This window comes from Ferrovibrio terrae (assembly GCF_943372915.1).
GTDB lineage: Bacteria > Pseudomonadota > Alphaproteobacteria > Ferrovibrionales > Ferrovibrionaceae > Ferrovibrio > Ferrovibrio terrae_A.
Genome location: NZ_CALSAN010000010.1, coordinates 1 through 26,270 on the forward strand (window position 1 = coordinate 1; position 26,270 = coordinate 26,270).

At 59.3% G+C, this 26,270-nt stretch carries 26 protein-coding genes; 18 read left to right on the forward strand and 8 right to left on the reverse strand.

Features of this window, described 5'->3' with window-relative positions; all coding sequences use genetic code 11:
* From AAG821_RS08800 to AAG821_RS08815, 4 genes are all read right to left on the reverse strand, one after another.
* The coding region (locus tag AAG821_RS08800; RefSeq protein ID WP_341913822.1) for a phosphoadenosine phosphosulfate reductase family protein at positions 1 to 290 on the reverse strand (290 nt) is incomplete at its 3' end.
* A complete protein-coding gene (locus AAG821_RS08805) occupies positions 287 to 1,288 on the reverse strand; it encodes an NAD-dependent epimerase/dehydratase family protein (protein ID WP_341913824.1) in 1,002 nt (333 codons plus the stop codon). The genes AAG821_RS08800 and AAG821_RS08805, both read right to left, overlap by 4 nt.
* A 66-nt stretch (positions 1,289 to 1,354) precedes the next feature.
* Positions 1,355 to 2,095: an ATP-binding cassette domain-containing protein gene (locus AAG821_RS08810; protein ID WP_341913827.1), complete on the reverse strand. Its 741-nt coding sequence runs from the start codon at positions 2,093 to 2,095 to the stop codon at positions 1,355 to 1,357.
* Between the two features lie 3 nt (positions 2,096 to 2,098).
* A complete protein-coding gene (locus AAG821_RS08815) occupies positions 2,099 to 2,872 on the reverse strand; it encodes a hypothetical protein (protein ID WP_341913829.1) in 774 nt (257 codons plus the stop codon).
* Between the two features lie 294 nt (positions 2,873 to 3,166).
* Here AAG821_RS08815 and AAG821_RS08820 point away from each other — a divergent pair, with 294 nt between their 5' ends.
* From AAG821_RS08820 to AAG821_RS08835, 4 genes are read left to right on the forward strand one after another with little or no spacing between them, the layout of a single operon-like run.
* Positions 3,167 to 4,195, forward strand: a complete 1,029-nt coding sequence (locus tag AAG821_RS08820) for an autotransporter outer membrane beta-barrel domain-containing protein (protein WP_341913831.1) — start codon at positions 3,167 to 3,169, stop codon at positions 4,193 to 4,195.
* Positions 4,196 to 4,248: 53 nt separating this feature from the next.
* Entirely contained in the window at positions 4,249 to 5,091 is an 843-nt protein-coding gene (locus AAG821_RS08825; RefSeq protein WP_341913833.1) for an alpha/beta hydrolase, read from the forward strand.
* A 1-nt stretch (position 5,092) separates the two neighbouring features.
* On the forward strand, positions 5,093 to 7,036 hold the full coding sequence (locus AAG821_RS08830) for a hypothetical protein (protein WP_341913834.1): 1,944 nt from the start codon (positions 5,093 to 5,095) through the stop codon (positions 7,034 to 7,036).
* Positions 7,037 to 7,077: 41 nt separating this feature from the next.
* Entirely contained in the window at positions 7,078 to 8,025 is a 948-nt protein-coding gene (locus tag AAG821_RS08835; RefSeq protein WP_341913836.1) for a glycosyltransferase family 2 protein, read from the forward strand.
* On the opposite strand, the gene AAG821_RS08840 is transcribed toward AAG821_RS08835, so the two are convergent.
* Positions 8,022 to 8,804, reverse strand: a complete 783-nt coding sequence (locus tag AAG821_RS08840) for an undecaprenyl/decaprenyl-phosphate alpha-N-acetylglucosaminyl 1-phosphate transferase (protein ID WP_341913839.1) — start codon at positions 8,802 to 8,804, stop codon at positions 8,022 to 8,024. The two genes, AAG821_RS08835 and AAG821_RS08840, sit on opposite strands and share 4 nt — an antisense overlap.
* A gap of 334 nt (positions 8,805 to 9,138) precedes the next feature.
* On the opposite strand from AAG821_RS08840, the gene AAG821_RS08845 reads away from it, so the two are divergent.
* Positions 9,139 to 10,080, forward strand: a complete 942-nt coding sequence (locus AAG821_RS08845) for an FkbM family methyltransferase (RefSeq protein ID WP_341913841.1) — start codon at positions 9,139 to 9,141, stop codon at positions 10,078 to 10,080.
* A 3-nt stretch (positions 10,081 to 10,083) separates the two neighbouring features.
* Here the strand turns inward: AAG821_RS08845 and AAG821_RS08850 are convergent, their stop codons facing one another.
* Genes AAG821_RS08850 through AAG821_RS08860 form a run of 3 tightly spaced genes read right to left on the reverse strand, consistent with a single transcriptional unit; the run spans position 10,084 to position 12,591 of the window.
* Positions 10,084 to 10,701, reverse strand: coding sequence for a hypothetical protein (locus tag AAG821_RS08850; protein ID WP_341913842.1), 618 nt, complete (start codon positions 10,699 to 10,701; stop codon positions 10,084 to 10,086).
* The gene (locus tag AAG821_RS08855) at positions 10,685 to 11,725 is read right to left on the reverse strand and encodes a GNAT family N-acetyltransferase (RefSeq protein WP_341913844.1); all 1,041 of its coding nucleotides are present in this window, start codon (positions 11,723 to 11,725) and stop codon (positions 10,685 to 10,687) included. The genes AAG821_RS08850 and AAG821_RS08855 overlap by 17 nt, the downstream gene beginning before the upstream one ends.
* Positions 11,722 to 12,591: a PIG-L deacetylase family protein gene (locus AAG821_RS08860; RefSeq protein WP_341913846.1), complete on the reverse strand. Its 870-nt coding sequence runs from the start codon at positions 12,589 to 12,591 to the stop codon at positions 11,722 to 11,724. The genes AAG821_RS08855 and AAG821_RS08860 overlap by 4 nt, the downstream gene beginning before the upstream one ends.
* An 848-nt stretch (positions 12,592 to 13,439) precedes the next feature.
* On the opposite strand from AAG821_RS08860, the gene pseB reads away from it, so the two are divergent.
* Genes pseB through AAG821_RS08925 form a run of 13 tightly spaced genes read left to right on the forward strand, consistent with a single transcriptional unit; the run spans position 13,440 to position 26,259 of the window.
* Complete coding sequence (gene pseB, locus AAG821_RS08865) at positions 13,440 to 14,456, forward strand: UDP-N-acetylglucosamine 4,6-dehydratase (inverting) (RefSeq protein ID WP_341913848.1); 1,017 nt, start codon at positions 13,440 to 13,442, stop codon at positions 14,454 to 14,456.
* Positions 14,456 to 15,664 carry a UDP-4-amino-4,6-dideoxy-N-acetyl-beta-L-altrosamine transaminase gene (pseC, locus tag AAG821_RS08870; RefSeq protein ID WP_341913850.1) on the forward strand — a complete coding sequence of 403 codons (1,209 nt, stop codon included), beginning with the start codon at positions 14,456 to 14,458 and terminating at the stop codon, positions 15,662 to 15,664. Before pseB ends, pseC begins: the two co-directional genes overlap by 1 nt.
* Positions 15,661 to 16,536 (forward strand): aldo/keto reductase, encoded by an 876-nt coding sequence (locus AAG821_RS08875; RefSeq protein WP_341913851.1) that lies wholly within the window; start codon positions 15,661 to 15,663, stop codon positions 16,534 to 16,536. Before pseC ends, AAG821_RS08875 begins: the two co-directional genes overlap by 4 nt.
* 1 nt (position 16,537) lies before the next feature.
* Positions 16,538 to 17,425 (forward strand): Gfo/Idh/MocA family oxidoreductase, encoded by an 888-nt coding sequence (locus AAG821_RS08880; protein ID WP_341913852.1) that lies wholly within the window; start codon positions 16,538 to 16,540, stop codon positions 17,423 to 17,425.
* Positions 17,422 to 18,174 carry an SDR family oxidoreductase gene (locus AAG821_RS08885; RefSeq protein ID WP_341913853.1) on the forward strand — a complete coding sequence of 251 codons (753 nt, stop codon included), beginning with the start codon at positions 17,422 to 17,424 and terminating at the stop codon, positions 18,172 to 18,174. The genes AAG821_RS08880 and AAG821_RS08885 overlap by 4 nt, the downstream gene beginning before the upstream one ends.
* Positions 18,168 to 18,881: an acylneuraminate cytidylyltransferase family protein gene (locus tag AAG821_RS08890; protein ID WP_341913854.1), complete on the forward strand. Its 714-nt coding sequence runs from the start codon at positions 18,168 to 18,170 to the stop codon at positions 18,879 to 18,881. Before AAG821_RS08885 ends, AAG821_RS08890 begins: the two co-directional genes overlap by 7 nt.
* Before the next feature lie 3 nt (positions 18,882 to 18,884).
* Positions 18,885 to 20,393 carry a hypothetical protein gene (locus AAG821_RS08895; protein ID WP_341913920.1) on the forward strand — a complete coding sequence of 503 codons (1,509 nt, stop codon included), beginning with the start codon at positions 18,885 to 18,887 and terminating at the stop codon, positions 20,391 to 20,393.
* Positions 20,390 to 21,397, forward strand: a complete 1,008-nt coding sequence (locus tag AAG821_RS08900; RefSeq protein WP_341913855.1) for a phytanoyl-CoA dioxygenase family protein — start codon at positions 20,390 to 20,392, stop codon at positions 21,395 to 21,397. The genes AAG821_RS08895 and AAG821_RS08900 overlap by 4 nt, the downstream gene beginning before the upstream one ends.
* 20 nt (positions 21,398 to 21,417) lie before the next feature.
* On the forward strand, positions 21,418 to 22,293 hold the full coding sequence (locus tag AAG821_RS08905) for an FkbM family methyltransferase (RefSeq protein ID WP_341913856.1): 876 nt from the start codon (positions 21,418 to 21,420) through the stop codon (positions 22,291 to 22,293).
* Complete coding sequence (locus AAG821_RS08910) at positions 22,223 to 23,470, forward strand: N-acetyl sugar amidotransferase (RefSeq protein WP_341913857.1); 1,248 nt, start codon at positions 22,223 to 22,225, stop codon at positions 23,468 to 23,470. Before AAG821_RS08905 ends, AAG821_RS08910 begins: the two co-directional genes overlap by 71 nt.
* Positions 23,471 to 23,477: 7 nt before the next feature.
* Positions 23,478 to 24,116, forward strand: coding sequence for an imidazole glycerol phosphate synthase subunit HisH (gene hisH, locus AAG821_RS08915; RefSeq protein WP_341913858.1), 639 nt, complete (start codon positions 23,478 to 23,480; stop codon positions 24,114 to 24,116).
* Positions 24,110 to 24,982 (forward strand): imidazole glycerol phosphate synthase cyclase subunit, encoded by an 873-nt coding sequence (locus AAG821_RS08920; RefSeq protein WP_341913859.1) that lies wholly within the window; start codon positions 24,110 to 24,112, stop codon positions 24,980 to 24,982. The genes hisH and AAG821_RS08920 overlap by 7 nt, the downstream gene beginning before the upstream one ends.
* Complete coding sequence (locus tag AAG821_RS08925; protein WP_341913861.1) at positions 24,979 to 26,259, forward strand: N-acetyl sugar amidotransferase; 1,281 nt, start codon at positions 24,979 to 24,981, stop codon at positions 26,257 to 26,259. Before AAG821_RS08920 ends, AAG821_RS08925 begins: the two co-directional genes overlap by 4 nt.
* Positions 26,260 to 26,270: the final 11 nt, after the last annotated feature.

A 26,270-nucleotide genomic window follows, 5' to 3' on the forward strand; every position in this document is an offset into this window, starting at 1 on the left:
AGGGTCGGGTCGGTGTCTTCCAGCGGCGGGCAGGCATCCTTGATCAGCTCCAGGCCCCATTCGGTGGCATAGCGATCGCGGAAGGCATAGGTCTCGGGGAATTCCAGCCCGGTATCCAGATGCGCCACCGGAAACGGCACGCGGCCGAGAAACGCCTTCTTGGCCAGCCAGATCATCACATTGGAATCCTTGCCCAGCGACCACAGCATCGCCAGCGGCTTGATCCGGCTGTAGGCCTCGCGAAGGATGTAGATGCTCTGCGCTTCGAGCTGGTCGAGGGGATCGTTCATGGAACAGGCACGGCGAGATGGTCGAAACAGTCGCGCAGAACATCGTCGAGTGGCTTTTCGGCCTGCCAGCCTGTCGCATTGCGTAGGCGGCTGATGTCAGGTACGCGGGTTCCTGCCGGCGCAAAGCCGTTGCCAAAAACCTCTTCGTAAGGGTGAAATTCACATCCCTTGGAATGATTCAGCAGCGTGATCATGCGCTCGGCCAGATCGCGGATCGCGACGGCTTGGTCGCTGCCAAGATTGACTGGGCGGCCAATCAGGTCAGCCGCCTGAGGGATCAAAAGCAAGGCTTTCACCGCATCAGCAACATGCAGGAAGGCCCGTCGCTGCCGCCCATCACCATGGATCACCAGCGGTTTGTTCTGACGAATCCGGGCGGCAAAAGCGGCAATACAAAGCCCGGTCTCCGGACGCTGTCGCGGCCCGCCGATATTGAACGGTCTTACGATCCAGCCGGGAATGCCGTGTTCGGCCACAAGACCGGCGACCAGTTGCTCGAGCGCAAACTTTCCGGTGGCGTAACCCCAGCGCGATGCCAGATCGAAGCCGCAGGGATCGTCTTCGCGGAGCGGGCGATCTTCGCCGGGGCCATAGATTTCGGAACTGGAGATCGCAACCAGCGGTTTGCGCAGACGACGGCAATGGTCGCTGACGCTAAGGCCGGTCGCCAGCATCTCATGCACCATACTGTAGCGTTCGGCATGCGCCTGCAGTACGCCGATCGGGCTGGCAAGGTGGTACAGCAGATCGGCTTCCGCCAGCGCAGCGGCAAAGATTGAGTCGCCCGCCGGCGAGCCCAGGCGGGCTTCCGTGAAACGCAGTAACCGGTGGCCGATCGGCAGATTGGTGACCCGACCGCTCGACAGGTCATCGACAACGATGACCTTGATACCTCGAGCCAGGAGCGCTTCGGCAAGATGCGAGCCAATGAAGCCGGCGCCGCCCGAGATCAAGACGGTGCGACCGGGCTCCAGAAGCGATGGAGAAATCTGCGACACGCGAGCTATTCCATTGTAAATACTGGCGGAAAATTACCATCAAAGCGGTATGCCAGCAATTACCCGTCAACGGGTAAGGTGGATATCGTGGCGCGCTGCAATGGTTGCCATGGCCCCCTGATCGATAAGGCGCCCCTGATTTAGCACCACAGACTGCGTGCAGATGCGCTTCAGCAGGGATTCTGATCGCTCGGCCAACACGACGATTGCGTCTTTCGGCATCCCGGTATCGATAAACGCGATGACGCGATCGATAAAGGATGGCGTCAGGTGTTCCAGCATTTCGTCGATCAGCAGGATATCCGCTTCGAATGCGACTGCAATGCCGAGCGCGACTCGAACCTGAAGGCCCTGCGCCAATGTGGTGAGCGGCATATCGAGGAAATCGTTTAATTCACCGAAGTCTGCCGCGTGCCCAAGGCGCTGGCGGCATTCCGTAAGGGTAAAGCCATACAGCAGGCCCTGGCCGATGATGGTCTGGCGAGCCGTAAATCCAGGATCGACACCGATTCCTGTCCCCAGCAAGCTGGCAACTCGCCCCTTGATACGAGCTCGACCCCCAGATGGCGCTAGCAGGCCGCCCATAACCCGGAGCAGGGTGGTCTTGCCGGCGGCATTTCCGCCCAGCAGAGCTATGCGTGCGCCAGGCTGGATGGAGAGGGAAACATCGTGGAGAGCCCGCACGGTCGTCCGCTGCGCCGAAGTATGCCCTGTGACAGTGCCGACAAGGTTCCGTTTCAGGGAACGATCCCCTGCAAAGAACAAAGGAAAGTCGACGCCTACCTGTTGCAGATCAAGTGTTGCCATCGCTCAGAGCCAGTAGGGTAGGCGGTGGGCTGCGTAGCGGCCAAGGATTCCACAAAACAGAACGCCCAAGCCAGCCAGGATACCGGTTAGCAGCCATGTTTCGGGACTGATGGGCAGGCCGAGCAGCGGCTGACGGATCAGGGCGATCAACCAGGAAAATGGATTGAACTGCACCAGATAGGAGAATCGGCCGAGATTATACTCAAGCCACAGAATCGGCGTCAGGAAGAAGGCGAGGTGGATACCCCAGGCGATCAGTTGCGGCAGGTCTCGGAAGCGGGCACAGAGCAGTGCTGCGAGGTAGCTCATCCACAGCACATTGATAACAAATAGCACCAAGCCGGCAGCCAGCGGCCCGAAGGCCGGGAGCGAGGTTGCAAGGAACAGCCTGATCGCAATAAGGCTGACGGCGATATTCACAAGCAGGGATACGATATTACGCACCATGACCCGCAGAACTGGCACCAGCAGGGGGATGTGATTGTGGCGCAGGGTATTCAGGAATTGCCAGATTAGGCTGCAGCTCTGGTGGATGCAGTTAGCCAGATAGGTCCAGGCAATCAGGCCGGCGGCGAGAAATGGAATATATACTTCATATTCAGGGAGTTGCTGTTTCAGCACGGTCCCAAAAAATACTCCGAGGCTGGCTGTCAGGGTCATCAGCCCGATCGTCGACCACAGAGGGCCCAGGATGGTGCGGCGGAAGCTGGACTGAATATCGGTAAGGCCGGCATAAAGCGCAAAGCGCAACATCCCGGGCAGGGCAGGGTTTTGCATGGAATCCGGTCCGGCCATTGGCGCGCCGGGTGTAGGCGGCGATTTGAACCGGGTCAACGATTAATAGTTGCAGTGGCGAATAAAACACTTTCAAACTGTTATTGTGCTGCAATGCGAAGCCCGCGATGCAAGGCAAGGTGTGTCTTCCATGCAACAGCGCTCCGCGACCGGCTGTGGGCTTTTGTCGAAGCTGCGAAACCCGTTGACAAAAAGGGCCCTTTCTTCGAGAACTGAGCTTGAAATTTACCGCCGGGGTTTCCTGGGGGCACAACTAATAATCCGTAGGAGCTCTGCATGCTGCGTAAGGTTGCACTTGGCTTGGTTGGTATCGGGATGTTCGTTTCCGGTTCTGCCATGGCCTCTTCGGTGTCCTCGACCCCGAACCAGAATGTCACGGCTCAGACCGCGACCCAGGCTTCAGCCCAGGCGGCGACCATCATTGGCGGCGCCATCAGCAACGCAATCGGTGGCGGCGGCGGCGGCGGCGCAGCAAATGTTACCAGCTATCTGAATTCGCGCGACACCGGCAGGAATGCTGGCGCGGTTGACAAGCCGTTCGGCGTTTGGGTCCAGGGCGCCTATACCAATGTTGATAACGGCCAGACCGGCGCCGCCTTCGACGGCAGCATCGTCAACCTGCTCGCCGGCTTCGACTACAAGCTCAGCGATCGTCTGGTCATCGGTATCTCGGGCACCTATGAAACTATTGATATCAGCACCGCGACCTTTAGCAGCGGCGCCGGCAGCCTTGAGAACGATGGCATGGGTATCGCGCCGTATATCGGTTTCAAGCTGACCAACCAGTGGACTGCTGATCTGACCGCTGGTTACAGCTGGCTGAGCTATGACAGCTCTCGTAGCGGCAACACGGTGCACGGCAGCTTCGATGCGACCCGCTGGTTCGCCAATGGCTCGCTGAACGGCACCTACTCGGCCGGCAGCTTCCGCCTGCTGCCCAAGGTCGGCGTTCTGTACATGGAAGAAGACCAGGACGGCTATCGCGAGACGAATGGCAACCGGGTTGCCGGCAACACGATCACGCTCGGCCGTGCCTACGCTGGTGGTCGCGTCGGTTACGCCATGGGCACCATGATGCCGTACCTCAAGCTGATCGGTGAATGGGACTTCGAGCATCCGGACTCCCTCGCGATTGGCAACGGCACCTTCACCAACGATGAAGACTTCGGTGCCCAGGTCGGCGTCGGTGTGGACTTCTTCTCGGCCGGCCCGCTGAGCGGCACCGTCGAGACGAGCTACAACTCGCTGGGCCGTGACGACCTTGACGTCTGGTCGGTTCTGGGTCGCCTGCGCCTGCGGTTCTAAGTCCGCGCTTGCACCCAGATACTCCGCGTAACGAGAGGGCCAAACCGCAAGGTTTGGCCCTCTTTATTTTTGCACTCGCGCTGCTGCTGACGCTTGGTAGTTGCGCGCCCGATCTCAATCCATTCATTAGCCGTGGTGCCTACGCCGACAAGATTGCCACCGGCTGGGAGAAGCAGGTTTTTCGAACGGAGCGCTTTGATCTGACGGGTTACGTCCGAATCACTAAGCCGGCCGACGGCGTATTGGCCATTTTTATTGAAGGTGACGGCCTTTCCTATATAAGCCGCACGGAAGTTTCCTCCGATCCAACGCCCGAGCGCCCGACAGCGCTCGAAATGGCAGTGCGCCATCCCGCATCAAATGTCTTGTACCTGGCTAGGCCCTGCCAATATGCCCAGGGACCGCATCGCCGGAGTTGCGAGCCGCTCTATTGGACGACCGGGCGCTTCGCACCGGAGACCGTGGCAGCTCTGAACCAGGCAATCGACCAAGCCGTCGCAGTGCATGCGTTTAGGGCGGTGATGCTTTATGGCTATTCCGGTGGCGGCACCATGGCGGCGCTGCTCGCCGCACGACGCAAGGACGTCAGTGCACTGGTGACGGTTGCTGGCGTGCTCGATCACCAGGCCTGGACGGGTCATTTTGGTGATAGTCCCCTGCGATACTCCCTAAATCCGGCGGACGACGCCGGGCTTCTGCGCGGTATCGCGCAGCGCCATTTTATCGGTGAGCGTGACAAAACAGTGCCGCTGCTGGTTGCTCAATCCTATCTGCGGCGTGCCCGTTTGAGCGCCTCGACCCTCACCCTTGTGCCGCGAGCAGATCATACTTGTTGCTGGGCAGATCTCTGGCCGGAGCTTGCCCGAGTGCCGCCGGCCAACCGACCCGATACGTGAAATGGATAAGGAGTTGCTGCTACAGAGGCTTCCGGCTCTTGTCCTGGTGCCGGCTATACTCTTGCCATTGGCTTCGCTGCCAATCTTTGAAACCGGACAATGGGCGCGCGCCGAGCCAGTTGTCATGGCGGCGCATGCCACTGCCGCACTGGCTGCCCTTGCCCTGGCTGCGCTGGCCATAGCGGGGCGGCTTGGCATGGACGATCTACGTTCAGCCTGGCCGGCGGTGGTGCTCGCGGCGTGGTCGCTGGTGGGAGCGTGGTGGTATGATAGCTTCACCGCCGGAGTCCTTGGTGCGCCCCAGTCGGGGCAAGGGGCTATCTGGTATCTCGATCTTGCTCTGTGGTTGATTGTTGCCGGCCTGGCAGTTCGCTCGGCAGCGGCATGGCGGCTCCTGACCGATCTGGCTGCCGCAACAGGCTGGGTAGTGGCCCTGATCGCCATCTGGGGGCGGTTGAGCGACAATCCGCTGCTGATATTCGTCACGGCTTATTACGCATGGCCGGCTTTGGCTTTGCCTGCCATGCTACTTGCCCATCCAGGCGGGCCGGGTTGGCCATTGCGCGTTATTGCCATTCTGGGCGCCGCGTTGGCATTGCTGATCGCTGCTGACAGCAAGACCTTCGTCTTGATCGCGCTGCTCGCAGTCGTGTTCTGCACCTTGTCCTGGCGCTGTGCCGCACGGCTGCCATGGCTGCAGTCTAAGTCATTTGGGCTGGTAGTGCTCGTTGCTGCAGCAGTGCTCCCGTTCATCATGGTCGCCTCCGGTCTGGCGGCACATTTGGGGGCATCTATGCGGGCGCGGGTTCTGGTGTCCCAAATCGTCCTGGCACGCATGCGTGAGCAATGGGATGTCTGGTGGATCGGCCTGGGATGGGGACGTACGCCGGAGGCTTTCGCCACTCATCTCGATGTCGTTCAGGCACCGCTCTGGGACCGTGCCCAGTGGGATTTTCTGGAGCGGGACTATTTCCATAGTCACAATATCCTGATGGAAGCAGTACTGGCGGCAGGCTTGCCGGGCGTTGTACTCGCTATTGCTGTTCTCGCCATTCCTGTGTGGCTATCACCAACAGCCAAGCGACCCTATGCCATTGCCTTTGCAGGAGCATGGCTGCTGGCCTCGGGGGTCTGGTTCGAATTGGCATTTGCACTGCCGGTTTTCGCACTGGCGGTTGCGGCTCTGTGTCATACGAAGGCGACGGCGATATCATTTGTGAGTGCGCGCGCGCGCTATCTTGCCGGAGGGCTGGCGGGTGCCGGCGCTATCACACTGTTCGCTGCAGCAATCCTGCTGTTGCAACAGGCCAGAAGCGCCGACCATGCGATCACCTGGCTCAAAATGCCGCAGGCATCTCCGCCATACCTGGTCGATCTGCGTGGAGACGACCGCATTCTGGCGGCAATCATTTCCGATGCAATCGAAGGTATGAAAGATCGCGCGACCGCAAATACGCTGGAGGTGGAGACTGAGGCCCGCCGTTTGGAGTGGCTGATTGCGATGCTTGATGCCAGAATTCCGGAAACCCGGAACCCGGCATTACCGATCGTTGGCAGTAACCTTCTGGTCGAATTGGCTTTGAGCCAAAACCTATCCGCTCTGCGTGATTCTTTTGCCGAACGGCTGTCACGCTGGCCACGCTGGCTGGATCGGGCCATGGTGCTGGCACCGGAACGTAGCGATCTGCCAATCGGTTACATGTCCTGGCGGCTCGCGCTTGGAGACTATAACGAAGTGCTGATCTGGGCGCGCCGTTTGCGGCAGCGGGATTCGGATGATCCCGTAGGGCTCTATTACGAAGGCGGGGTTTTCGTGCTGCAGCCGGATCCACAATCACGCCAGCAGGGCCTGTCCCTGTTGCGACGGTCTATTGATCTGGGTGTCGAGCGATATATCCCGCTCGAAGAAGATTTCAAGACCAAGATTTCTGCGCCAGCGAGCTGAACGAAAATCGACTTTTTACCGACTATCGGTTATTCACCTGCATGACCACTATAAATTCCGTATCAAGCATCGCAGCGTCCGAGCGCCGTCTCTCGGCGATTATCGTGATTTATTACACCGGTCCGGTTTTGTGGCTGTGCATAGACAGCGTGTTGGCTCAGCCGGAATTGATTGAACTGGTCCTGGTGCTGAATGGATCGGATATGGAAACGATCAGGCGCCTGCGCGAGTTGGCTCTTCAGCAGCCGCGTATTCAGTTGATCGAGAGTGGCCGGAATATCGGCTTTGCTGCGGGGTGCAACCGAGGTGCTTCGATTGCGACTGCTGACCGTCTTGCCTTCATTAATCCGGACTGCGTGCTTGATCCGGGTACTTTTAGCGCAGTTCTTGATGTCTTTGAAGATCATCCGCAGGCTTGGCTGGTGGGTGGTCGCCTCCAGCATCCCGATGGGCGAGAGCAGCGTGGCGGGCGGCGTGAGATATTGTCGCCTTGGCGTGCTTTTGTAGAGTTGACGCGCCTGGATCGGATATTCCCACATCATCCTTATTTCGCTCGGTTGCACAGCCATGAGGATGAACCGGTTTACGAACCTGTCGAGGTTCCGACTGTCAGCGGCGCCTTCATGATGATCTCACGCGCTCATTACGAGCGGTTGGGGGGTATGGACGACAATCTGTTCCTGCATTTTGATGATGCCGATCTATGCATCCGTGTGCGGCAACAGGGCGGTCAAATCTGGTATGCCGGTCATGTGCCGATCACGCATTACCTGAGTACCAGTGATGTGTCGCGAACGTTCATTGAATGGCACAAGACCCGCAGCACCAGCTATTACTTCGTGAAGCACTTTCAGCAATCTTACCCGCGCTGGACGCTGTCCGGAATTTCGTTTTTGCTGTGGATACGCTTTGCGCTTATCGTTCTGCGCTATCTGCCCTCAGATCTGCCTCAGATTCTGCGGCGTTGGCTGGCGCGTTATCGGGGCTAAAGCATTCGGGCGAGCGTGGCAATGATTGCCGTTAACCCGAAGTAAAGCCATGGTAGCAGATATGGGGAAACACCTGCGCGCAGGAGGCGGTGGCCGCTATGATCGGTGCCGCCAATCCAAGGCTTTTGCCCCTGCCGCAGGCGGCTGATCACCACCAGCAGTGAATCGGCCAAGGGCAGGGCCAGCCAGGCCGCGCTCACCACAGGCCCCTGTCCCATCGACAGAAGAACCAAGGCAGTGCCCAGCATCAGGCTACCGCCATCGCCCATGAAACTCCGCGCCGGGGTCAGGTTGAAAATCAGGAAACCGGCAATGGCGGCGGCGGCAATCGCGCCATCCGCATGACCGCCGAACAGGCAGGCCGCAAGCGCGGTGGCGGCCGCGATCCCATCGGCATGGTCGAGCAGGTTGCAGGCATTGGCAGCGATCCAGATCGCCGGGCCGACCCACCACAGGCCGGTCACCAGCATGGCGCCGACGGCGGGCAACAGCAGCAGCAAGGCCTTGGCCGCTGGGCTTAGGCGCCGGTGGTCATCATAGATGCCAATGGCCCCCGCGGTGGCCGCAATTAGCCAGAGTTCGAGCGGCAAAGCCAAAAACATGCCCGCAGCCAGGCCGGGGCCAGCCAATTTCGGGATCTTACCGACGGTATGCCAGCGGTCAGGCCGCACTTCTGCCATTGCACCCGTGCGCGCCGCGATCTGCATGCCAATGAAAACGCCCAATGCGGCCAGCGTGAAAGCGGCGAGCCCCTGAAGGAAGATAGCGACGGTCGGCATGTATTCAGGATGACTGGAACACTGAAAGCGGGTGCGTCTGGTGGCGGCCGTCTCGCGCGGACAGGAGGTGCGGGTCGGGCTTCCCTAGATTGACTGGCAGCATGGCGCACTGGGTCAGACTATCTACGGGAAATGTCATGCCTGATCCAAGGGGTTAATGCCCGCAAGGTAAGGAATTCCCCAGTAAATGCAATCGCTTGTTCGAATTGATACCTGGCCGACACTTGAGATTTGAGAAAAATACCGGCCAAGCTGGCCGGACCTTTTGACTATATGGCGGAAATGACTACTTTTCGCGCCAACCCCCTGTCGTGTTTGCCCACCGGAGCGTTTGATGCCGAGACTGTCGAGTTTGCTGACGACCCTGCGTACCCGGGGATTTGGGACGACGGTTCAGGCCAGTGTGAATGCCGCCCGTATTGAGGCCGGTCGGTTGATGGGGCAGCGCTTTGTCGAACGCCCGATCTACGACTACCGCATGCTGCTCGATCTGGAGGATCGCGGCATCTCGCGGACCCTGCTGCTGTTCGGTCGTCGCGAGATGGAGCACAAGCTGATGCTGGAGCAGGTGCTGCAGCCGGCCATGACTGTTCTCGATATTGGCGCCAATATTGGCTATTACGCCCTGATGGAGCTCACGCTGATCGGCCAGCGCGGCAAACTGATCGCGGTCGAGCCTTCGCCGTCTAATGTTGCCTTGCTGCGCCGCAATCTCGCGCTGAATGGTTACCACGATATCGAAATCCACCAGAAGGCCATGTCCGACCGCAGTGGCGAGCGGACATTTTTCATGTCGGAGATGTCCAATCTGAACACCTTCCACAACACTACGGATGCGAACCTGCATCTGTCGGGTAAAACGATCGAAGTGCAGACGGCGACGGTGCCCGAGATCGCGGCGGGCCGCCAGATTGACCTGATCCGCATGGATGTTGAGGGCCATGAAGTCGAAGTCATCAATGGCCTGCTGCCTGCCGTCGAGAAAGGTGAGCAGGCACCGATGATTATTTTCGAAACCCATCTGTCGCGCTATGGCGCTGAGCATGACATCGAAGCGCCGCTGCGCCGGCTGTTCGCCTGCGGTTATCGCGTCCGCCTGGCTGGCTCATCGTCTGAACGCGGTACGGCAGTGATCGAAGGGTACGGTTATCGCGGCAGCGCTCCAATCGAAAGCGATGATGTAAAGCGTGTGATCTTCAGTGATATCGCACCTGAGCATGCCGTCGAGATGCTTTGCCGTCGCGGCGGCATCCGCACTGTCTTGCTGGGCCGCTAGTCGTTAAGCCTGTGGCGCGTGGCCCCAATGGCGGAAAGCCAGCGGGGTCACGCTTCTGCAGACCACAGTCTCCAGACCATCCTGCAGCAAGCAGAACGGGCCGGCGCAGATAATCTTTAAATTGCCCGCCGGCTCGAATCCGGCATTGAGAATGCCTCGCGCCGAAGCGGCATTGCCGGCCTCGCAGATGATCCATTTTACGTATGCGGTTTCCGCCGCGAGTGTTTGCAGGGCGTGACGATAGAGGCCGCGTCCCGCGGCCCAGGCGGCAGTGCGACAATCCCAGATATAACGGTGGCCAGCCGGGACATCGAGTTTCAATCCGGCCTCAAAGGGCGCGACCATGCCGCCGTCGCTGATCCATTGATAGCTCGCCACGGCGCCATCGGTGCCGACATGGCCGTGACACTGATGGCCGTCGCCGAGGCGTGCAATGTATGTTGCCCGCCGGCTTTTCTCGGCGAAAATCGGGTCGCGTGTGAAGTCTGCCGCATCTAGCAAACGATAGACCTGACCATCCACCTGCAATGGGCTGGCGCCGCGCTGCTGCAGTGTGAACAGCCGGATATCGGCGCGGCGATAGCCCAATTGGCGGAACAGGCGCTTATAGAACGCGGCCATAGCTTGAAGCCTTTAGCAACAGAACTTCACGGAGTGCCGCGGGCAGAAATGCACTGCGCGAAACGGCGTAACCGTAGACGCGCTCGGCAAGGCCGACTGCAAGGCGAGGTGGCGGCGTATCTGCCAGCCGCATCAAATCGTAATAGTGCACCACTTCGGCCTGACCGCCGCAGCCCTTGGTCTTGAAGTCGAATACGCCTGAACCTGGCATCGATTCGCCAAGGTCGAGCCGGGTGATGCCGCGGGCAGACAGGTTGCGGGCGGCTTCTGCCATCAGCAGATTGTTGCAGCCTGCCTGTAATCCGCGCTCGGTCGCTGCGTTGTAGAGATAAGCCGCTGAAGTACCAGATATCTGGAAAAGCATAGCACCTGCGACTGTATCATTCTCCAGAGCGGTCAGCAGCAGGCACTCGTCCTGGAACAGGGTCGCCATATCGGTGAAAAAGCCGGGTGGCTTGAGGGTCAGTCCCTTCTCAGTCAGGCGGCTGCGGTATACGCGGTAGAAATCCGGCAGGTGTTGCGGCGTGTCGGAAATCTTCAGGCCATTGCGTCGTGCCTTGCGCACCATGTTGCGTGTTTTCTGCGGCAACCAGGCCAGAACCGCTTCGTCATCGGCCAGGCGAGGCAGGGCAAGTGTAATGCTCTGCCTGCTCCAGCGGTGATGCGGACCTGCAAGATCCGTTGTGCCGCTGGTGATGATTGTCCGTCCGAGCCCGGCAGCTTTGGCGATTTCACTCGCAGATCGCTGCAGTGCCGCTGCGGCTGCAGGGTCGCCGGCGATCAGGCCATAAGGCGGACTGTAAAGGGTGTGCCCGTCGCCATTGCGATGATAGCAGAACAACAGTCCACTGATCGCACCCTCGGATGTCCGCGCGAGCAATGTGGTGGCCTGCATGGCGTAGTGCGATGCTAAAATCGTCGCCCAGCGGGAATCGACATGGCCGGGGAAAACTCCGTGACGCGCCAGAAAGTCACGGCATGCGGCGGCATCTGTGGCCGTTGCGGTGGCAACAGTGTGATTCATATGTGGTATGCGTCGTTCCGATAGCAGATCGCGGCATTGGGTTCGAAATAGCTGCGGCAGAGATCGGCATAGGCGGCAACTGGCAGGACCGTCCAGCTTTCGACATAGCGGATGGTGCGCTTTTGCGGTCCACGCACGAGACGGATATTGAAGGCATTCAGACCGAGCGAGAAATGAGCCCAGTCACGCGTTTGCATTTGGCTCTCGTGCAGATGGATTAACGCGGCCTTGCGCTCGGCGAATGCCGAGATATCGACCAGGACATTGGCGGGTATGGGTGTGTAGACCTGATAGCCCCAGATCTGCAGGGCGGGCGGCAACAGCCCATCTTCGTGGCATCGCCAGAGCAGCTCACTGACACGTCGATGATCATCGTTGTCGTCCAGTAGGAAGGGCAGGAACAGCCGTTCGGCTGGCCCGATTACGCTTGTCAGCTTTTGCCGGGCGGCGGGATCGACTGGGATGGCATCGGCAGGAAAGCCGAGAAAGATCGCTTCTGCGCCAAGGCGGGCGGCGGATGCTGCCGCCTCCTGCCGACGGCGCGTGGCGCCGGGTTCGGCCTCGCCATCTGTAAGAAACACGATACGGACGCTGATGCCGTGGTCATGCAGCGCCAGCAGGGTACCGCCGGCGCCGAGGGCTTCATCATCAGGATGCGGTGCCAGGACGGTGACGGCGCCGCCCTGTGTCGGGTCGACAAGGCTCGGACGGATCAGGTCGTTGAAGCGCAGGGTGTCGAGCACCGCCGCACTGCGCTGCAGATCGCCAATACTGCGCCAGTCGCGAAACACGAAGCGGTGCTCCCGGCGATGGTGACGGACTTCCTGCCAGAGTGAGATCAGGCGTCGGGACAGGGCGTAGAGCATCTGCGGGTTATAAGACCTTAATAGTTAAAGGAAACTCTCTGTTGCTGATGCCCCCTTGTCAATTCTCCGCTGTAACTTGGTGTGTGTCGGCGATGCCGGATCTTGAGATGCCTTGACCGGTGAATTGCTTGTGCGCAGGCCGCAATACCAATGCCGATGTTTCGAAGCAAAACCATCGCGCCGCGGCAGGGCGCTTTCGCCCGCGCCTTATCCTTGACGACATCCATTCGCATCGGCATGTCGGCTGGCGCACTGAGCTGTTTGCAGGAAACCTGTCTGCAGCAACTCCACGGCTGTTTCTAGAAGGACCGCAGTGGTCGGCACTCACGCTCAGCCTATTGGAGGTGCCCTTATTTTTTAGGGCTTATCTGATTGTTTTGGGGCGGGTCCATTGAAACAAGGGCAATCGTATAAATTGTTTTTATTATAATAATACACTTTTAAATATAATTTCTTGCCCCGACTATCGTCAGCTAAGTCAGGTTAAGACCCGCTGTGGGTCTTCCCAGAATGATCTGTCACACGCCAAAATTATCCAGTTAATTGACATAAAACTGGCTGCCCTGTAGTGTTCATGCCGTGAACGATGGCGGGCGGGGGCCGATTCGGTCAATGCGGCGTGGTTTTGCCTCAGCCTCTTCGATGGAGAGGGCGGAAAACCTGGCCGTTTAAGGCCATTTAGGAACAGGATCTGGCTGAACTCAGCCATCCCACCTGTTTTCCGGCCACAGCCATCATCCTGACGTCAGGTCCGGTGAGGAAGCTATTCTCACCCGGACTGCGGTAGCTATTCACAACCAGCCTGCAACTTTTTACCCACGCGCATGATGGCGCGGAAGGACATACGCATGCCCGAACAAGACTTGCCGACCTTTGATGGTCTTTCCGTTCTGGTGACGGGCGGAACGGGTAGTTTCGGCCAGAAATTCATCGATACGGTGCTGGAGCGCTACAAGCCCGCCCGGCTCATCGTCTTCTCGCGGGATGAGTACAAGCAATTCCTGATGCAGCAGAAATACCCGGTCGAGCGCTATCCCAACATGCGCTACTTCCTGGGTGATGTGCGTGATTCGGCACGGCTGCATATGGCGATGCGCGGGGTCGATATTGTGGTACATGCCGCTGCGCTGAAGCATGTTCCGGCCGCCGAATACAATCCCTTCGAATGCATTCAGACCAATGTGATCGGCGCCGAGAATGTCGTCACCGCAGCCATTAACGCCGGCGTTAGCCGCGTTCTGGCGCTATCGACGGACAAGGCCGCCAATCCCGCCAATCTGTATGGCGCCAGCAAGCTGGCATCAGACAAGATTTTCGTTGCGGCGAACAATCTCTCTGGTGGGCGCAAGCCGAGATTTGCCTGTGTGCGCTACGGCAACGTGCTGGGCTCGCGCGGCAGTGTTGTGCCGTTCTTCCGCAATCTGGTGGCGCAGGGCCATGATCATCTGCCGATCACCGATCCGCGCATGACGCGCTTCTTCATCACATTGCAAGATGGCGTTGATTTCGTACTGCGATCGTTGTCGCATATGCAGGGTGGTGAGATTTTCGTGCCGAAGATTCCGAGCATCAAGGTGGCGGATCTGGCTTCTGCGATCGCACCGCATCTGCCGCAGAAGGTCGTTGGTATTCGGCCGGGTGAGAAGCTGCACGAAATCATGGTGACGGCCGATGATGCCGCGCAGACCATCGAGCTGCAGGATCAGTATGTGATTCAGCCGATGCTGTCGTCCTGGCGGCCAGATGCCTATTTGGCTCGGGGTGCCAAGCCCTGCGAGGAGGCCTTCCATTATTCCAGCAACAACAATCCGCATTGGCTCGACGTTCCCGAGATTGGTGCGTTGCTTGGCCGGCTGGGGATGTGATGAGCGCCTTCCTGCCTTATTGTCGCCAGGATATCGATGCAGACGATATCGCGGCGGTCATCGATGTGCTGCGTTCGGACTGGCTGACGACAGGGCCGGCGGTCGAGAGTATCGAGGCGGCACTGAACAAGGCTACCGGCACGGCGGAATCGGTCATATGCAATAGCGGCACGGCCGCGCTGCATCTGGTTACGATGGGGCTCGACCTCAAGCCGGGCGATCAGGTGATCGTGCCGGCCATCACCTTCGTGGCAACGGCGAATGCCGTGCGCTATGTCGGTGGTGATGTGGTGTTTGCCGATGTCGATCCCGATACTGGGCTGATGACGCCGGATACGCTACTGGCAGCGATGCGCAATTGTGATCCGAAGCGACTAAAGGCCGTGTTCGCTGTGCACTTGGCTGGACGCACCTGCGACATGCCTGGCCTAGCGCGCGCGCTGCGTCAGCATGCGCCGGATGTAAAGTTGCTGGAGGATGCCTGTCACGCGCTGGGTGGCACCTACCCGACCGGCAACGGCGAGATGGTGGGGGTGGGCGCGCACCCGGATTCCTATGCGGCCTGCTTCTCGTTACATCCGGCGAAGATGGTAACCACCGGCGAAGGCGGTGCCGTCACCACCGCCGATCCGGCATATGCAATGCGGCTGCGTGAATTACGCTCGCATGGCCTGACCCGGCGCAGCAGTGCGTTCCAAAATAAGGAATTGGCTTTCGATGCCGATGGCAAGCCCAATCCCTGGTATTACGAGCTTCAGGAAGTCGGTTACAACTACCGACTCAGCGACATCAACTGCGCACTCGGTGCCGCCCAGCTGACGCGGCTGTCGCATTTCGTGAAGCGCCGCGCGGCGCTGGTGGATTTTTATGACACGGCACTGGCCGAGCTGGCGCCTATGGTGCGGCCGCAGGCCCGCACCTCTGGTGAACCGGGCTGGCACCTTTATACGGCACGGATAGACTTTGCCGCTCTGGGCAAGACGCGGGCGACAGTGATGCGTGAATTGCAGGCGGCCGGTGTTGGCACCCAGGTGCATTACATTCCGGTGCAACTGCAGCCCTATTATCAGCAGCATACCAAAACAGCCCCACTCCCGGGCGCCTGGAAGTACTATAGCGATACGCTGTCGCTGCCGCTGTATGCTACGCTGACCGAAACCGATGTCCGTCGCGTGGCGGAAACCCTGGGGCGCGTGCTCGCGGCATGACCGCACGGCTGGCCTTGGGTACAGCCCAGTTCGGCATTCCATACGGCCTCGCTGCCGGATGGACGCGGGTCGAAGAGGCCGATGTCGGCCAATTGCTGGGCACCGCACGTTCCGGCGGTATCGACATGTTGGATACCGCAGCTGCCTATGGCGAGGCCGAAGCTGTACTTGGCAGGTGCGACATCAAGCCGTTTGCCATCGTCAGCAAGACCCGGCCGTTCATGACATCGCAGGGTTTGCGGCCGGAAGATCTCTCCGGCGGTCTGAAAGCAAGCCTTGCGCGGCTGGGGCTTTCCCGTATCCGCGGCCTACTGTTTCATTCAGCGGAAGATCTCATCCAAGGCGAGGGTGCGCAGTGGCGAGATGCCGCCGAGGCACTCAAGGCACAGGGACTGGTCGAGCAAATCGGTGTTTCAGTCTATGATCGGCCAGCCATCGAGAAGATTCTAAACATCTGGAAGCCCGATATCGTGCAATTGCCGCTCAGCTGGATGGATCGTCGCCTGCTGGATGATGGCTCGCTGGACTTACTGGCCGCGCATGAATGTGAAATCCATGTTCGGTCTGTATATCTGCAGGGTATCCTGCTGACGCCGCCCGAGCAGCTACCGGAATTCCTGCGTCCACTGGCCCCACGACTGAGCGAGGCCGGCAAGCGAATGGCTGCCGCCGGCTGCTCGATGCTGGCGGCAGCGCTAACGTTTCTGCGCGATCAACCAATGGTGAGCCGGGTGATTGTCGGCGCGCATAGCTTGCGGCAGCTGGAGGAGACCCTTGCGGCCTGGCATCAGCCACGCTGCATGGTTGATCTGGCCGATCTGGCGGTGAGCGATCCACGACTGGTCGATCCGCGCAATTGGTCACAGGCCTGAAATGCTGCGACTTGGTGTTATCGGCTTAAGTGCCGGCAATGGCCATCCCTATTCCTGGTCGGCGATTTGCAATGGTTATGACCCTGTTGCCATGGCACGCTGCCCCTTCCCGGCGATACCGGCCTATCTCGCCGAGCGCGCATGGCCGCAGGATCGCCTGCAGGGCGCCGTTGTGACCCACGTCTGGACGCAGGATGCCACTCTGTCGGCCGAGATTGCCGCGGCGACCCACATTGCGACGGTGGTGCACGACTGGCGCGACATGCTGGGTACTGTCGATGGAATCTTGCTGGCGCGCGACGATGCCGAAAACCATGCCGGTTTTGCCTTGCCAATCCTGGAAGCCGGCCTGCCGGTCTATATAGACAAACCGTTGGCGCTGAATCTGGGGGCAGCCGACCATCTGCTGGGGGCAGAACGTTGGCCGGGGCAGATTTTCGCCGGTAGTGCGCTGAGCCATGCCGAGGAGTTGCAACTGACGGGCACGCAGCGGGCGGCGCTTGGTGCCATCCGCCACGTCGAGGCGGCGACGCCAAAATATTGGCCTACCTATGCCGTTCACCTGATCGAGCCCGCCCTCGCAATCCTGGAACAGGATGCGTTTCCCTCCGCAACCACGGTATTGCATAGTGAAGACCGCACCATGGCGACGGCGAGCTTCCCGGACGGCACCAGCCTGGGTCTTGCCTGCTTGGGCTCGCTGCCATCGCCGATTGCGTTCCGCATCTTTGGCTCGGCCGGCATGATCGAGTTACGTTTCCGCGACAGCTTCACCGCTTTCCGCACGGCCTTGCAGCGATTTGTTGATGGCGTCCGTCTGCGTCGCAGGATGTTTGATGCCAACCGTATCCGTATCAGTGCGGCCCTTATCGAGGCAGGTATGGCATGAGCGGACGCATTATAGTCCTAACGGGAGCCAGTGGCCTTGTTGGCCGGCGACTGGTCGGGCATTTCCTGACCGCTGGCGACCGGCTGGTGGCGCTGACGAGCCGGCCGGAGAGTGCGCAAAGCCTACAGGCTGAATTCGACAGCAAAGACCTGGTCTGCCTGGGTGCAGATTTGACGCAGCCAGGAGGGGTCACCGCTGTCTGTCACGAACTTCGGCAGCGTGGATTGTTGCCGCACGCCCTGATCAACAATGCGAGGCAGCGCAGCAATCTGGCTGTCGGTTCCAGCGGCCCTGATGCCGCGCAATGGCAGGCTGAATTCATGCTGGGCGTCATCGCCAGTGAAAGGCTGACCAGCGCCCTGGCACAGCAGGCTGGCTCCTGTCTGCGTGCGGTGGTGAATATATCGTCCATGTATGGAGCGGTGGCGGTTAATCCTGGTCTTTACGCGGATCCCACTGCGGCTGCGCCGATCCACTATGGTGTGGTCAAGGCGGCTCTCAATCACCTGACCCGTGAATTGGCCGTGCGCCTGGCCGGTCGCGGTATTCGCGTCAATGCTGTCGGCTTCGGTGGCATTGAGGGGCGCGTCGATGCGACTTTCAAGGAGAATTACGCCCGGTTGTGTCCAGCCGGGCGCATGGTATCGCCGGAGGAAATTGCCGGCCCGGTTGATTTCCTGTTATCCGATGCGGCCGGCGCGGTCACCGGTGTCACGCTGCCAGCAGACGGAGGCTGGACGCTGTGGTGAAACAGCGCCACATCGCTATTATTCCTGCGCGCGGCGGATCCAAACGGATCCCGCGCAAGAATATCGTACCTTTTCATGGCCGGCCACTTATGGCCTGGACCGTGTCGGCGGCGCTGGAGAGCGGTTTGTTCGACCGTGTGCTGGTGTCGACCGATGATCCAGAAATCCAGGCTGTTGCCCTGGCCTGCGGTGCCGAAGCACCGTTCCTGCGCTTGACTGCTGCCGACGACATGGCGCCGGCCAGCGCGGCGACACTGGCGGCGCTGGACCAGGCAGAGCGGCATTGGGGGGAGGGCTATGATGTGGTGGCGCAGCTGATGCCGAACTGCCCGCTGCGCGACGCGGCGGCGATCAGAACGGCGCTGAGCGCTTTCCAGTCCGGCAACGGCGGTTTTCAGATCAGTTGCACCGGCTATGGCTGGACCAATCCCTGGTGGGCCGCGGAACTGGCGCCGGATGGCCAACCAAAAGCACTATTTCCGGAGCAACGTCTCAAGCGTTCACAGGAACTTCCGGCGCTATATTGCCCGACCGGCGCGATCTGGCTGGCCGATGCCGCTGCGCTGCGGCAGGCCGGTACTTTCTATGGTCCAGGGCACCGTTTCCAGCCGCTGGATTTCTGGTCGGCGGTCGATATCGACACGGTAGAGGATTTGGCCATGGCGGCGGCGCTGGCCCAGGCGCGCGTGGTGTTGGAGAAAGTGTAAGTGATGAAGCTCGATCATGGCGTCGCCAATGTATTCCAGACCATCGCGGTCACCGACGGTCGTGAATTGCGCTGGATTACGGCGGAAGTCTGTCGACAGTTGAAGCAGAAATATGGCTCGCGACTAATCGCTTACTGCCGTTCGAAGGATTCGGGTGATTACTATCGGGCACTGGGTTGGTTCGATGAAGTGATCGAGCAGGACCTTCTGCATCTGGTGGCGTTGGAGCCGGTTGCGGATGAAGTTTCCGTCTTTGCCCGTGCGCGCCGTATCGAAGGTGTGCTGAACGATACCTATAACCGCAGCCGCATGATCCGCCGAGATTTCGGCCGCGGCTTTTATCTGGGTGGATCGGGTCACCCCAAGGCCTATTATTCTGAAGTGCCGAGCTGGCCCCAGATGGTGAATGGCTATAACGAGCTGTTCGATTTCTGGCTTGATGAATATAGGAATAAGGGCATCACCCTGCATCTCAATCCTCTAAAAGAAGAAGCTGTGGTGGCGCGGGCCTTGAATGTGCCGGTGCGTTATCTCTACGCGGCGCGGATTGACAACCTGTTTTACTGGGCTGTCAACGAGATGATCGACAATCCATTCGTTGAGCCGGCGTTCCGCGCTCTCGAAGCATCACATGTCGAAGTTATCGAGGATCTTGGTCAGTATGCTCAGGATGCAGGGCAGCGACGATTGATCGTCGGCACAAAGCCTTACCGACGCCTGCTGCAACGCCTGTGGTCGATCACCTATCAGTGGTTCTATCGCTTCCGTCATCGCTCCGGCATGCGACCCAGTTACTATTACTGGTCCAATGTGGCATATCTGGTACGGGAAGCTCTGGACCAATACCGCCTGCGCTATCCACGCGTTCCCCGGCTGGACGATCTGCGTGATCAGAAGTTCGTTTATTTCCCGCTGCATACCGAGCCGGAAATGTCTCTGCACTGGATGTCGCCCGAGTGCTTTATCCAGTTGGAGGCTATCGCGCGCCTAGCCCGCGACCTGCCGGCGGATACTTTGCTGGTGGTGAAAGAAACCATTTATGGCTTTGGGCGTCGTCCGCGTGATTTTTACGAGCAGTTGCGCGCTTTCAGAAATGTTGTCGTCATCGATGCCTTTGAGCGTGGCATCGATGTCATGCAGGCTTCGGTGGCCGTGGCAACGATGACGGGAAGTGGTGGGCTTGAGGCGGCATTGACTGGAAAACCTGTTCTACTGTTCGGCCGCCATAATTATTATGATTTTCTTGACCATGTGCGGAGGGTTTGGCGCGATGACGACTTGCGTCCCGCAATTCGTGATTTGGTGGAAACCGAAATCGACCGACCGAAAGCGCAGCGGGATGGGGCGAGGCTGAAGGAAGCGGTTCGTCGGGTCTGCTTTGATATGGGAAGTTATTCCAACGTCACGCCCCACAAGTTCGAACCCGTGGTGGTCGATCGCGCGACGACGGGACTTCAGGCGACATTTGATGGCGCATTGGCGACAATGCCAGATGAGTGGAGGCTGCGGTGAGGAAGGGTGAAAACTTCTACGTTCTCGACACCATGGCGAGCAACTTTACCTGGGCTTCGGTTGGCGAGGCGTTGAGTCGTGATGGCGTGGTGGTCTTGCGCAACCTGATTGCGGCCGAAGCCGTTAATACGGTTGCGGCAGCCGCGAATCGCATATTGTCCAAACCATCGCTGCTTGGCTCGGTTGGCTACTACCGCAAAGGTTATACCAAGCGGATGTACGATCCGCTTCTGCTCGGGGCGCCTACACCGGAGATTGTACTGGAGAATAACATCCTCGATGTCGTCACCGAGTATGTCGGAGGTGAATGCTGGCTGGCAGAATGCACACTGAAGCATGACGAAGGCTCCGACGAGCTATATTTCCCCATGCACAGTGATTTCGCCGCCGGCTCCACCTGGATCCAGCGCGAAGGCAATCCGGTGATTTCCGCCGAGTTGATGCAAAGGCGGTTTGGTGTGGGTGCCATGATGTATCTGCATGACACGACGGATGGTGCTTTCTGCTACGCTATTGGTACGCACACGCTCGGCGCGCCACATGGCTCATCGCTTAACCGCTACCCTCAGCCGATGCGATCGCAGATCGAGGCGGCCACAGTGCGAATTGAAGGCTGCAAAGGCGATGTGGTTCTGTTTGACGATCGCGGTTTCCATGGCCCCGAGCAGCCGGTCACCGTTCAGCGTACCGTACTGATCTGGGATTTTTACGAGCGTAAGGCATTCAAGGATCGCACCAAGACCCCAATCCCGGTTTTGCCGACGGATCTCGGCCGCCTCAACCAGCGTCAACTCTCATGGCTCGGCATCGGAGCTGATGGCCCGATGATCCCTTATGACCTCTATCATATGCGCGGTTTCGACAAGACACCGCATTATCGCACGGTGCGGCGGGTCATAGAATTGCTGCAGCGCTGGGACATGCTGAAAGTCAAACTGCGGCGCATTCGTAATCGTCTATTCCCGCGCCGCAAACCGAATGCGGCGATGGATTATTCAGAATGAGTGAGAGCAAGCCTGTGCCCATGTCCAATACTTCCGTCGCGTATGTTGCCTTCCTGCGACTGCACTGGCATCGCCTCAAGCTTTATCTTGGCTTCCTGCGCCATGGCGGCCGATTCCGCTGGAACGGTGAACTGGGCGCCTGGGAGGCCCGCAAATCGCTGCCAGGCTTTGCGGAGCGTGGCCCACTTGGTGTAGCTGTTCGTTCGATGCGTGAATTGCGGCGCTGGATCGCTTTCTTCGACAATCCGAAGGATCCGATGTACCGCTGGCTCGGTTCAATCGGGCATGATGGCGTGCTGTGGGATATTGGCTCGGCGAATGGCCTGGAGGGCTGCACGGCAGCACATCTGAATGACTGCCAGGTGGTTTTTTTCGAGCCGTTCACGCCCAGCATAGAAACCATTCTGAAATCACTCTACCTGATGGAGCGGGCGAAGGGTGTGCGTCCGCGCACCGAGGTGGTGCAGGCCGCCATCGGTGACAAGCCGGGTTTTGGTCGTTTTCTGATGCACACGCGACCAGTCCCGGGTGAGACACTCAATTCGCTCGGCGATGCCGTGGGCAGCTATTGTTATGGTGGTCGTGATGCTGTCAGCATCGGGTCCAGCCAGTGGCTGAAATATGCTTCGCTGGACGAGATGCTGGAGACCGAGCTGCCGAAGCCAACGCATCTAAAGATGGATATCGATGGCCTTGAGACGCGTGCGCTGGCCGGCGCGGAAAGGCTGCTCGCCATGCCGGGCCTGCGCCATGCCGTCATTGAGGCAAACGGCCCGACGCGGCCTGAGGTGCAGGCCATCATGACCCGCCACGGCTTCGTGCAGGTTGACGATCGTCGCCATGGTGTGTCCGGTGAAAGTGAAACCGGCGACCTGTTTTTCGAGCGCAATGCCTGACGCGGCCCAAAAATCGGCGTTCGTGGCAGCCCAGCCCGGAACGCAGGACGAGGCGATGTTCTGCCATCGCTGCCTGACACCGCGCACCTTTCCGGGATCGGTGTTCGATGCTGAGGGCATCTGCATGCCCTGCCGTTATGCCGAACAGTGGGATGCCATCGACTGGGTCAGTCGCCGGCGTGAGCTGGAAGAGATCGCCGATTGGGGCCGCACCACCTCGAAAAGCGCCTGGGACTGCATCATTGGTGTCAGCGGCGGTAAGGATTCGACGCGCCAGGCGTTTTACGTGCGCGACGAGCTGAAGATGAAACCGCTGCTGGTTTCCTGCAGCTATCCACCCGAGCAGCAGACCGAGCGCGGCAACACGAACCTGGCCAATCTGGCGGAGCGCGGCTTTGATATCCACATTGTGGCGCCAGGCCCGCAGACCTCGAAACAGCTGATGAAATATGCCTTCGAGACCTGGGGCAACTTGTTCAAGGCATCCGAACTGGCTCTGTATTCCTGTCTGCCGCGCGCGGCCATCGCCTTCGGCATCCCGCTGATCTTTCTGGGCGAGAATCCGGGTTTGAATTTTGGCGGTTTCACGGGTTCTTTCGACGGCAATGCCAATCGCCTGCGCGAGGCGAATACACTCGGTGGCGCGGAGCTCGAACCCTGGCTGGCCGCCGGTGTGCCGCGCGAAATGCTGTACTGGTATGCTTATCCGTCTGATGCGGACATCCGGCGTGCCGACCTGCGCATGATCTATCTCGGTTATTACATGCGCGATTTCAATGATACGGCCAACACCGAATTCTCACTGGAGCATGGTCTGGTTCCGCGCAAGGGTATCGATGCACGCCCAGAGGAAACTGGTTCTCTCAATCCGGCCGATGCGCTGGATGACGAATTCGTTCATGTCAATCAGCACCTGAAATACCTCAAGCTGGGTTTTGGAAAAATCACACAGCAGGCCAGCGTGCAGATTCGCCGCGGCGTGATTGACCGCCAACAGGGCATTGATCTGGTTGAGATGTTCGATGGGAAATGCAGTGACCGCTACATCAACCGCTTGTGCGGGTATCTCGGCGTGCCGCGCGCCGTTTTCGATGCCCGTGTCGAAGAGCTGCGCAGCAAAGAGCTATGGCAAATGAACAATCATGGCGAATGGGAGTTGCGCTATAAACTCCGTTGATAAGCCAGTGATAGTCATTGTCGACTACGGCGCGGGCAATCTCAGCTCCGTCGCCAATGCCCTGCGTTTCCTGGGCAGTCAGCCGGCGGTGAGCAGTGACCCGGCAGCGTTGCAAAACGCTGACGGCATCATTCTGCCCGGAGTTGGTGCTTTTGCTGATGCCATGGGGCGGCTTGCACAGCTTGGTCTGATCAACCCTATACGCAAGATCGCAGGCGAGAAGCGGGTGCCGCTGCTTGGTATCTGTCTCGGCATGCAGCTTCTGGCGGAACATGCGACTGAGGGTGGTGCCTGTGAGGGGTTGGGTTTGCTGCCAGGGCGAGTTGAGCTTGTCCCGGTCAACGACCTGCCGTTACCGCATGTGGGCTGGAATGAAGTGGCCTGGACCGATGGTAGCGTGCTGGCGGCCGGTATCGCGCCTGGAGCGCATTTTTACTTCGATCACAGCTACTGCTTTCTCGGTGCTGAAAGCCAGGTGGTAGGGCGAACCGACTACGGTCAACCGCTAGCGGCAGCTGTTGAGGCTGGCACTATCATGGGGGCGCAGTTCCATCCCGAGAAGAGCCAGGTCAACGGTCTGCGCCTAATCCGTAACTTCACCCGCGTGGTCGAGGCAACTCAACGTGCCGGTATATCAGGATGTTGAAGAAACGGGTTACGGCCAGCATCTTTGTCCTACAGGGGCAGTCCGTGCAGAGTATCGGGTTCAACCGGTTCCTGCCGATTGGCGATCCGGCGATAGCGGCGGAATTTTTCAGCCGCTGGGGTGCCGACGAAATCATGCTAATCGATCTCTCGGCACCGCGCGAAAAGCGTGGGCCTGATCTGGCGCTGATAGAACGTGTGTCGCGCGCCTGTTTCGTGCCACTGGCCGTGGCCGGCGGACTATCGACGGTAGAGCAGGTGCATGATGCGGTTGCCGCCGGCGCCGACAAGGTTGCCGTGAATACGGCGGCTTTGCAGGATTCCTCCCTGATCAGCCGGATTGCGGACCGTTTCGGGGCGCAGTGCGCGATCGCCGCTTTCGATGTACTGTCGGATGTTGATCGAGGTCCTGTGGTCACGTCGAACGCCGCGCGGGAGCGTAGGCCGGAAGAGTTTCTCGCATTGTTACGTCGTGCTGAGGCCGCCGGCGCAGGAGAAATTCTGGTTCAGTCCGTCGATCGCGACGGCAGCCGCAATGGTTACGATCTCGCCTTGATCGCAGCGGCGACACAGGCAGTGCATGTGCCGGTGATTGCCTTGGGTGGCTGTGGCCATCCCGATCATGCCGTGGCGCTGTTCCGCCAAACCAAGGCATCTGCGGCGGCCATCGGCAATATGCTGAATTACACCGAGCATTCTATCCTGTTGATTAAGGCGGCCTTGGCCCGAGCCGGCATTCCGGTGCGGAATGATTCCTATGCCGATTATGCGATGCAGGCGCTCGATATGATGGGGCGGCCTGGCCGGCAGCCCGAGGCGCAGCTTGATGATCTGTTCTTCCGCCATATCCCGGATGAAGTGATATGAGAGTCTGCCAGCGCTGCCTCTATGGCGAATATCATCCGCTCGGCATCGTCATCGCGGCTGACGGCATCTGCAGTGGCTGTCGTGTGCATGAAGAAAAAGATGTGCTCGACTGGTCAGCGCGCCGGCAGAAACTTGGGGCTCTGTTGGACCGGTATCGCGGAAAGTCGAGCAGTCGCTTCGACTGTGTCGTGCCGGTGTCGGGCGCGCGAGACAGCTATTTCATCGTGCATGTGCTGAAGCGCGAATTCGGCATGAATCCTCTGCTGGTCAATTACAACAAGCTCTGGAACACCAGCACCGGCCATCGCAACCTGGCCTATCTACGCAGCATTTTTGATGCCGATTTCTACTCCTACCTACCCAATCGGAAACTGGTGCAGAATATCGTACGCAGGACTCTCGACCTGCGCGGCAGCATCTATTGGCATGTAATTGCCGGGCAGACCGTGCTGCCGGTTCAGGTGGCGGTTCGCTACAAGATTCCCCTGGTAATCTGGGGCCATCATCAGGGCCTCGATCAAGTCGGCATGTATTCGCACACCGACGAAGTCGAGATGAGTCGGAAATATCGCAAGAATCACGACCTTATGGGGCTTGAGGCGGAGGATATCGTCTCGGAGGCCGATGGCTTGCCGGAGCGTGATCTCCGCCCCTGGTATTATCCGCACGACAAAGACATTCAGGCGGTCGGCGTGCGTGGGATCTACCTCGGCAATTATATCCGCTGGGACTCCAAGGCGCAGCATGAAAGCATGATCGAGCGCTATGGGTATGAATCTTTACCGCAACAGCGGACATTTGATTCCTATAACGATGCCGATTGCGTGCATTACAGCGGTCTGCATGACGCGATCAAGTTCTGGAAACTGGGTTATGGCAAGGTTATTGATCATGCGAGTCGTGAAATTCGTCTGCGCCGTATGACACGCGATCAGGGGTTGGCGATGGCACGCCGGTATGCTGGCATAGAGCCCGAGGATACGGGCTTGCTGTTGGATTGGCTGTCACTCAGCCGTGCCGACCTGATGGCCAAGATTGATGCGCATCGCGACCCAAGAATTTGGCGGCGCGGCGAAAGTGGTGACTGGCACTTGCGTCAACCGATGCTTGAAACCACTACAGCAGAGCCGGCTGCGGCGCTGGTTCCCGCAGAGCGTTGGAGCGATTTTCGCACAACTGCGCCTCGTGAGAGCGGTGTAGACGGCAAGGCCTATGTCACCTTGCACCGTGGCTATGTGGACGGTCATCCGATTTCGGATGTCGATCGGGTTTACTGACAACGCGTCTG